The following is a 4,141-nucleotide window of genomic DNA, read 5'->3' as shown; positions in this document are numbered from 1 at the left end:
GGCCTCCCGACCGGACGGCGCGCAGGTTCTCGGGTGTCTACCGGGGGTGGGGGGGGGGGGGGGGGGGGGCCCCCCCCCCCCCCCCCCGACCGCTCACCTCAGACCTCTTCGACCGAGCTCGGCTCGCGCCGGGACAGGTCGATGCCCAGCTCCTCAGCGGCCCGGAACACCTCGTCGTCGGTCTCGCGCATTTCCAGGGCCACACCGTCGCTGGAGAGCACCTCAACGTTGAGGCACAGCGACTGCAGCTCCTTGAGCAGCACCTTGAACGACTCCGGGATGCCCGGCTCCGGGATGTTCTCGCCCTTGACGATGGCCTCGTAGACCTTCACTCGGCCGAGCACGTCGTCGGACTTGATCGTGAGTAGCTCCTGCAGGGCGTAGGCAGCGCCGTACGCCTGCATCGCCCAGCACTCCATCTCACCGAAACGCTGACCACCGAACTGCGCCTTACCACCCAGCGGCTGCTGCGTGATCATCGAGTACGGGCCGGTCGAGCGAGCGTGGATCTTGTCGTCGACCAGGTGGTTGAGCTTCAGGATGTAGACGTAGCCGACCGCGATCGGGTCCGGCAGAGGCTCACCGGAACGACCGTCGAAGAGCTGCGCCTTGCCGGTACGGCCGATCAGCTGCTTGCCGTCCCGGTTGGGCAGGGTCGACTCGAGCAGACCGGAGATCTCCTCCTCGCGGGCACCGTCGAAGACCGGGGTGGCCACGTTGGTGTCGCCCTCGGACTCGTGCGCGTCGATCGAGCGGAGCTGGCGCTTCCACTCGGTGTCGTCGCCCTCGACCTTCCAACCGGTCTTGGCGACCCAACCGAGGTGGGTCTCCAGCACCTGGCCGATGTTCATCCGGCTCGGCACACCGAGCGGGTTGAGCACGATGTCGACCGGGGTGCCGTCCTCGAGGAACGGCATGTCCTCGACCGGCAGGATCTTCGAGATGACGCCCTTGTTGCCGTGCCGGCCGGCGAGCTTGTCGCCGTCCTGGATCTTGCGCTTCTGGGCGACGTAGACCCGGACCAGCTCGTTGACACCCGGCGGCAACTCGTCGCCGTCCTCGCGGGAGAACGTGCGCACACCGATGACCGTGCCGGTCTCGCCGTGCGGCACCTTCAGCGAGGTGTCCCGAACCTCACGCGCCTTCTCACCGAAGATCGCGCGGAGCAGGCGCTCCTCCGGGGTCAGCTCGGTCTCACCCTTGGGCGTGACCTTGCCGACCAGGATGTCACCGGGGACCACCTCGGCGCCGATCCGGATGATGCCGCGCTCGTCGAGGTCAGCGAGCATTTCCTCGCTGACGTTCGGGATGTCGCGGGTGATCTCCTCCGGACCGAGCTTGGTGTCCCGAGCGTCGACCTCGTGCTCCTCGATGTGGATCGAGGTGAGCACGTCCTGCTGCACGAGGCGCTGCGACAGGATGATCGCGTCCTCGTAGTTGTGGCCCTCCCAGCACATGAACGCCACCAACAGGTTGCGTCCGAGCGCCATCTCGCCCTCGTCGGTACACGGACCGTCGGCGATGACCTGACCGGCCTCGACGCGGTCGCCCTCGAAGACGACCGGCTTCTGGTTGACGCAGGAGCCGGCGTTGGAGCGGCGGAACTTGTGCAGCAGGTACGTCCGGCGGTGGCCGTCATCCTGGTGGATGGTGACGTAGTCGGCGCAGAGATCCTCGATCACACCGCCGACCTCGGCGACCACCACGTCGCCAGCGTCGACAGCGGCCCGGTACTCCATGCCCGTACCCACGAGCGGCGCCTCGGCCTTGACCAGCGGCACCGCCTGGCGCTGCATGTTCGCGCCCATCAGTGCCCGGTTGGCGTCGTCGTGCTCGAGGAACGGGATCATGGCGGTCGCGACCGAGGTCATCTGCCGGGGCGAGACGTCCATGTAGTCGACGGCGCCGGGGACGACGTCCTCGGTCTCGCCGCCCTTACGACGGCAGAGCACCCGGTCCTCGGCGAACGTGCCGTCAGCCTTCAGGCGCGCGTTGGCCTGGGCCTTGACGAACCGGTCCTCCTCGTCCGCGGTCAGGTAGTCGATCTGGTCGGTGACCCGACCCTCGACGACCTTCCGGTACGGCGTCTCGATGAAGCCGAACGGATTGACCCGGGCGAAGGTGGACAGCGCGCCGATCAGGCCGATGTTCGGGCCTTCCGGCGTCTCGATCGGGCACATCCGGCCGTAGTGGGACGGGTGCACGTCGCGGACCTCGAAGCCGGCCCGCTCCCGGGACAGACCACCCGGGCCGAGCGCGCTCAGCCGACGCCGGTGGGTCAGGCCCGCCAGCGGGTTGGTCTGGTCCATGAACTGGGACAGCTGGGACGTCCCGAAGAACTCCTTGATCGCCGCCACCACCGGGCGGATGTTGATCAGGGTCTGCGGGGTGATCGCCTCGACGTCCTGCGTGGTCATCCGCTCGCGGACGACCCGCTCCATCCGGGACAGGCCGACCCGAACCTGGTTCTGGATCAGCTCACCCACGGTACGGAGGCGCCGGTTGCCGAAGTGGTCGATGTCGTCGGCCTCGTAGCCGTCCTCACCGGCGTGCAGCCGGCACAGGTACTCCACGGTGGCGACGATGTCGTCCTCGGTCAGCGTGCCGGTGGTGATCGGCACGCCCACTTCGAGCTTCTTGTTGAACTTGTAGCGCCCGACCTTGGCGACGTCGTACCTCTTCGGGTTGAAGAAGAGGTTGTCGAGCAGGGTCTGGGCGTTCTCGCGCGTCGGCGGCTCGCCAGGGCGCAGCTTGCGGTAGATGTCGAGCAGAGCCTCGTCGGCGCCGGCGATGTGGTCCTTCTCGAGCGTGGTCATCATCAGCTCGGACCAGCCGAACTTCTCACGAATTCGCTCGGCCGACCATCCGATGGCCTTGAGCAGGACGGTGACGGCCTGCCGACGCTTGCGGTCGATGCGTACGCCGACCGTGTCGCGCTTATCGATGTCGAACTCCAGCCAGGCACCCCGACTCGGGATGACCTTGACGCTGGAGAGGTCGCGGTCGGAGGTCTTGTCCGGCTCTTTGGAGAAATACACGCCCGGAGACCGGACGAGCTGACTGACCACGACGCGCTCGGTGCCGTTGATGACGAAGGTGCCCTTGGGCGTCATCATCGGGAAGTCACCCATGAACACCGTCTGGCTCTTGATCTCGCCAGTGGTGTTGTTGGTGAACTCCGCGGTCACGAAGAGCGGAGCGCAGTAGGTCAGGTCCTTCTCCTTGCACTCCTCGATCGAGGCCTTGACCTCGTCGAAGCGCGGCGCAGAGAAGGAAAGTGACATGGTGCCGGAGAAGTCCTCAATGGGACTGATCTCTTCAAGGATCTCCGCGAGACCCGAGCGTGCGTGCGGGTCGTCCGCCGACCGGCCCTGCCAACCCTCGTTGCCGACGAGCCAGTCGAAGGACTCGTTTTGGATGGCAAGGAGGTTGGGGACCTCGAGGTGTTCGGTGATCCTGCCGAATGAAACTCGGCGGGGAGCGAATGCGCTCGACGTACGACTGGTCTTCGCAGGGCGGGAAGCTGCCAAGATGCGTCCTTCCGAGGACCGGTGCTGCAGAACGGCTGGTACGCGTGCACTCCAATGACCCCACCAGAAATATCCGTAAACGGACATTTCCGAGCAGGGGTCAAGTCGGAAGGCAGCGCAAACTAGCAGTGTAGCCGAGAGGCTAACCGCTGTCCAGCCCACCCCGCAGGTTGTTTGCGGAGCGTGCCTCGGCCCCCGTCAACCGGGGTCTGCCGGGCCGCTCAGAACGCAACTCCCCACTGGGCCGCTCGGGTTACAGCGGCTGATGGTGCCGCCGCTGTCATACCCACGTCGTGGCCGTCGCAAGCGCGGTGTCTTGCTGGTGTCAGCGTGCCTGGCAGCCCCGGGCCGCGTCAAGGGCCGGCATCCCGGTTGTCCCCTGTTTCCCACTGGAGGGCGACCCGCCACGCTCGTTCGGCTCAAGGGTACCCATGGTCGGAGCCCAGCTCAGGACCGGTCGCAGCCAGATCCACAAATACGGCGGGGGGGGGGGCGGGGGGGGGGCCCCCCCCCCCCCCCCCCGCGGGGCCCCCCCCCCCCCGCCGGGGGCGCGGTTTTTTGTAGGGAAGTGAATTTGGTGTGTGGGTTTGGGGGGCCCACCACCGGCATTG

Annotated in this window: 1 protein-coding gene; it reads right to left on the bottom strand. The window is 67.1% G+C overall.

The genetic code is table 11. The features are described 5' to 3' along the window. Positions 1-98: 98 nt before the first annotated feature. On the bottom strand, positions 99-3,530 hold the full coding sequence (locus tag ACFYPG_RS14870) for a DNA-directed RNA polymerase subunit beta (protein WP_355005678.1): 3,432 nt from the start codon (positions 3,528-3,530) through the stop codon (positions 99-101). Positions 3,531-4,141: the final 611 nt, after the last annotated feature.

The sequence above is a fragment of the Micromonospora sp. NPDC005553 genome, from assembly GCF_042871765.1.
GTDB lineage: Bacteria > Actinomycetota > Actinomycetes > Mycobacteriales > Micromonosporaceae > Micromonospora.
The sequence above is the reverse complement of the archived record's forward strand: the minus strand, read 5'-3'. Positions and strand labels throughout refer to the sequence as shown.